The organism is Nocardiopsis sp. SBT366 (assembly GCF_001083815.1).
GTDB lineage: Bacteria > Actinomycetota > Actinomycetes > Streptosporangiales > Streptosporangiaceae > Nocardiopsis > Nocardiopsis prasina.
On the sequence record NZ_LAVM01000146.1, the window covers coordinates 1 to 4383 of the forward strand.

General features: G+C 71.7%; 4 protein-coding genes. All 4 read left to right on the plus strand.

The genetic code is table 11. The features are described from left to right. The first annotated feature begins 45 nt into the window (after positions 1-45). The 4 genes from ADX84_RS24760 (at position 46) to ADX84_RS24775 (ending at position 3986) form a co-directional block, all read left to right on the plus strand. Complete coding sequence (locus ADX84_RS24760) at positions 46-1257, plus strand: MFS transporter (RefSeq protein WP_049579835.1); 1212 nt, start codon at positions 46-48, stop codon at positions 1255-1257. A 56-nt stretch (positions 1258-1313) separates the two neighbouring features. Beyond that, on the plus strand, positions 1314-2528 hold the full coding sequence (locus tag ADX84_RS24765) for a 3-hydroxybutyryl-CoA dehydrogenase (RefSeq protein WP_082206771.1): 1215 nt from the start codon (positions 1314-1316) through the stop codon (positions 2526-2528). 380 nt (positions 2529-2908) lie between these two features. After that, on the plus strand, positions 2909-3238 hold the full coding sequence (locus ADX84_RS24770) for an ATP/GTP-binding protein (protein ID WP_199776697.1): 330 nt from the start codon (positions 2909-2911) through the stop codon (positions 3236-3238). 16 nt (positions 3239-3254) lie between these two features. Then, complete coding sequence (locus tag ADX84_RS24775) at positions 3255-3986, plus strand: alpha/beta hydrolase (RefSeq protein ID WP_049579840.1); 732 nt, start codon at positions 3255-3257, stop codon at positions 3984-3986. Positions 3987-4383: the final 397 nt, after the last annotated feature.

Below are 4383 nucleotides of genomic sequence, written 5' to 3' on the forward strand. Positions count from 1 at the left end.
GCGGGGGGGATGGGGGCCGGGGCCGGTACTGCCTAGGGTGGCGGGATGCTCGTGCGCAATCGTTGGGTCATCCTGTCGGTCAGCATGGTGGCGCAGGTGGCCAGCGTCTCGGTGATGTTCGGGGTGCCGGTCGTGCTCCCGCAGCTGCGCGAGGCGTTCGGAGTCTCCACGGCCCAGGCGGGGATGCTCGCCGGGCTGCCCTCGTTCGGCCTGCTGCTCACCCTCCTGGCCTGGGGCGTGGTCATCGACCGCGCGGGGGAGCGGGCGACGATGGCGCTCAGCCTGCTTCTGACGGCGGGTGTGCTCGGGCTGCTCTGGACGGTGACGGACCTGTGGGGCGCGGCGGTGGTCCTGCTGCTGGCGGGTGCGGTCGGCGGCCCGGTCAACGCGGCCAGCGGGCGTCTGGTCATGACCTGGTTCGAACGCCGCGAACGCGGATTGGCGATGGGGATCCGTCAGTCAGCCCTGCCCCTGGGCGTGGGCCTGGCCGCCCTGGTACTGCCCAGGGCGGCGGACGCGTGGGGGTTCGTCGGTGCGATGACGCTTCCGGCCGCGCTCGCGCTGGTGGCGGTCCCCCTCGTGCTGGCGATGGCCTCGGCGCCCCCGGAGGGGCGGGAAACCCCTGACGCTCCCGCCCCTGTCGCCCCGGCCGAACCAGCCGAACCGACAGAACCGGCGGCGTCCCCCTACCGAGGGTGGGCCATCTGGCGGGTGCACGGCGCGAGCATGCTCCTCGGGGTCCCGCAGGTCACGCTCATGGTCTACACGGTCATCTACCTGGTCCAGGAACAGGGGTGGGGTCCGCCCGCCGCCGGTGCCGTGGTCGCGGCGGCGCAGATCCCCGGGGCAGTCGGACGGCTGCTGCTCGGGGCCTGGTCGGACCGGACCGGGAACCGCATGCGCCCGGTCCGGTGGCTGGCCGTGGTCTCCGGGGTGGCGCTGGTCCTGCTCACCGTCCTGCCGAACGTGTGGGGAGGGGCTGCCGTCCCCCTGGTCCTGGTCTGCCTGGTGCTGACCATGTGGCACAACGGCCTGACCTTCCTCTCCGTCGCGGAGATCGCCGGGACCGCCTGGGCCGGGCGGGCGCTGGCGGTGCAGAACTGGCTCCAGTCGGTCAGTACCACCCTCACCCCCGTGTTGATGGCCGCCGTGATCACGCTCGCGGGACTGCCCACCGTTTTCGCGGTGAGCGCGGTGTTCTCCGCGTTGGCCGTCGCGGTGGTGCCGATCCGGCCGCATCGCACTACCGACCAGTAGTAAAGATCTGGTCCCGGTGCGTCGGCGGGGCGCCGGGGAGGTCTAGGGTGGGGCCCATGGTGCAGGAATTTGACAAGGTCGGCGTCGTAGGACTGGGCACGATGGGTGCGGGCATCGCTGAGGTGTTCGCCAGGGCCGGGTTCAACGTCGTCGGGGTCGAGATCGACCAGGCCGCCCTCGACCGCGGCCGTGGCCACGTGGACAAGTCCCTCTCGCGCGCGGTGAGCAAGGGCAAGATCACCGAGGGGGAGCGCTCGGAGATCGACGCCCGTCTCACGTTCAGCACGTCCCGCGAGGACCTCTCGGACGCCGACTTCGTCGTCGAGGCCGTCCCCGAGCGCATGGACGTCAAGCGCGACGTGTTCGGCGACCTCGACCGGATCTGCCCGCCCGGCACGATCCTGGCGACCAACACCTCCTCGCTTTCGGTCACAGAGATCGCGGCGCTGACCGACCGCCCCGAGAAGGTCGTCGGCCTGCACTTCTTCAACCCGGCCCCGGTCATGAAGCTGACGGAGGTCATCACCACCATCTCCACCAGCCCCGAGACCGTCGACATCGTCACCGAGGTCGCCAAGCGCGTCGGCAAGACCCCGATCGCGGTGGGCGACCGCGGCGGTTTCGTCGCCAACGCCCTGCTGGTGCCCTACGTCAACGACGCCATCCGCCTCTACGAGCGTCGGATCGCCACCCGCGAGGAGATCGACGAGGCCGTCAAGAAGGCCGCCGGTCTGCCGATGGGCCCGCTCGCCCTCGCCGACCTCGTGGGTCTGGACGTGTGCCTGGCCGTCATGGACGTCCTCTGGGACGAGTTCCGCGACCCCAGGTACGCCGCCACCCCGCTCATGCGTCGCATGGTCGCCGCGGGCCGCCTCGGCCGCAAGACCGGCCAGGGCTTCTACGGGACCGGTGACGAGGCTCCCGAGCCCCGCCGCACCGGCCGCCTCGCCGAGATGGTGCGCGAGGAGGAGACCCTCGACCTGGGCGAGATGCTCATCGCGCCGCAGATCGACGACGCCCTGCGCATGGTCGGCGACGGCTACGCCTCCGCCAAGGACATCGACACCGCCATGCGGTTCGGCTGCGGCTACCCGAAGGGCCCGACCGAGCTTCTGGAGGAGCGCGGCGCGGAGTCCGTGATCACCACGCTGGTGGCCATGTCGGAGTACGGGCTCACCACCATCGCGGTGCCCGCTCCGCTCCTCATGGACCTGCTGCCCGACGCCGAGGAGAGCGCCTCCCACGGCGGCGGCTGCGCCTGCCACGGCTAGGGCCTGTTTTTCTGGATGCTTTCGCTCGTGTCGGCGGAGCCGCCATCGATGCGAGCGGCCGTCTCCGCTGCTGTACGCTGCTACGCAAGCTCCGCAGCTCTCGCACAGCGGGGGCCCGGCAATCTCTCGCCAGACGATGAGCGAGGTCAGCCCGGGGTTGGCTGTCCGAGCTTCATCGGCGCGGCGAGCGGCCGCCCGGTGGTAACGCGAGGACACCGCGCCGCAGGCGTCCGTTGAGGGTGGTGGCGGGCGACGGGTGGGAGGAATGTTCCAGAAAACAGGGCCCAGGTCCCACCGCTTCGCCCGGCCCGGCACCCCGGCCGCCGCCACACCCCCCGGTGTGGCGGCGGCCACTGTTCGTCCTCTCCTACCCTTGGAGGGTGAGCCCGCGCCGTAACAGCCCCCGCCGTAAGACCGCCCGGGGCAAGAACCCTCCTGGAGGCCCCCCGGACGAGGACGCCCTCATGCTGCGCGTCACCGGAGGGCAGCGCCGCGAGACCGGCCCCGACGGCGAGTGGGTCACGCGCCGGATCAGCGGCGCCGCCGCGACCAAGGTCTACCGCTGTCCCGGCTGCGCCCAGGAGATCCCCACGGGGATGCCCCACGTCGTCGCCTGGCGCCCCTACGGCGACGGTGGCGACCGAAGGCACTGGCACTCCTCCTGCTGGGACCGGCGTTCCCACCGCTCTCCCAGGGCCCCCAGATACTGACCTGACGAGAGGACCCATGGAGATCCGAGCCACCACGGTGCTGCCCGCCGTTCGACGGCCCATCACCCTGCACACCGCCGACGGACTGGAACTGGTCGGCGAACTGGCCCTGCCCGAGGGCCGCAGGCCCGTCGCCACTCTGGTCTGCCTGCACCCCCTGCCCACCGCCGAGGGCATGATGGACAGCCACGTCCTGCGCAAGGCGTCCTTCCGTCTGCCCGCCCTGGCCAACGTCGCCGTCCTGCGCTTCAACACGCGCGGTACCACCTCACGCCACGGCACCAGCGAGGGCGCGTTCGGTGAGGGCGAGACCGAGCAGCACGACGTCATGGCCGCCATCGAGTTCACCGAGTTCGAGGACCTGCCCGACCCCTGGTTGCTGGGCTGGTCGTTCGGTACCGAGCTGGCCCTCAAGTGGGGCTGCGACCCGCAGGTCAGGGGCGCACTGCTGCTGTCACCGCCGCTGCACCGCGCCGACGAGTCCGACATGCGGGTGTGGGCGGAATCCGGCAAGCCCGTCGTGGCGCTGGTCCCCGAACACGACGACTACCTCAGGCCCGAGGAGGCCCGGGAACGCTTCGCGCCCCTCACCCAGGCCGAGATCATCGGGGTCGACGGCGCCAAGCACCTGTGGGTGGGCGAGCCCTACGTGCGCCGCGTCCTCGACGAGATCGTCAGGCGCGTCAACCCCGAGGCGTACCCGCTACCCACCGAGTGGGACGGTCCGTGGGAGAAGGATCAGGGCTAGCTCCGCTGTGTCTCCTGGCACCCGCGCTTCGGTGCGTGTGCCTGTGCGTCGCCTTCGCGGAGGATCCTTCGGTGTCCGCGGGGGTCCGCGAGGAGCAGGCCATCACCCCCCGCCACTCCAGGAGCCTCCCTCCGGCACCGAACGAAGGCACCGGTGTGTGAGCGGGGCTCGCCGCCGGGGTTGAGGTGGGCGTGCGGATCTGCGCCCGTGGCTGTGGTGTGGTCCGGACGTGCGAAGGGCCCGGTCCCGGGGTGAACCCCTGGGACCGGGCCCTTCGTCGTCTCAGGACGACTCAGCCGAGGCCGGTCGTTACTCCTGCCACCAGTCCTCGTCGTCGGAGCCCTTGCCGGAGTGGGCGGGCTGCTTGGGCTCCTCCACCGCGGGGGCGGGGGCGGCC

What these genes read in the sequence shown, in the direction of transcription:
- ADX84_RS24760 (WP_049579835.1), top strand. Translation starts at nt 46, where the DNA reads ATGCTCGTGCGCAATCGTTGGGTCATCCTGTCGGTCAGCATGGTGGCG.
- ADX84_RS24765 (WP_082206771.1), top strand. Translation starts at nt 1,314, where the DNA reads ATGGTGCAGGAATTTGACAAGGTCGGCGTCGTAGGACTGGGCACGATG.
- ADX84_RS24775 (WP_049579840.1), top strand. Translation starts at nt 3,255, where the DNA reads ATGGAGATCCGAGCCACCACGGTGCTGCCCGCCGTTCGACGGCCCATC.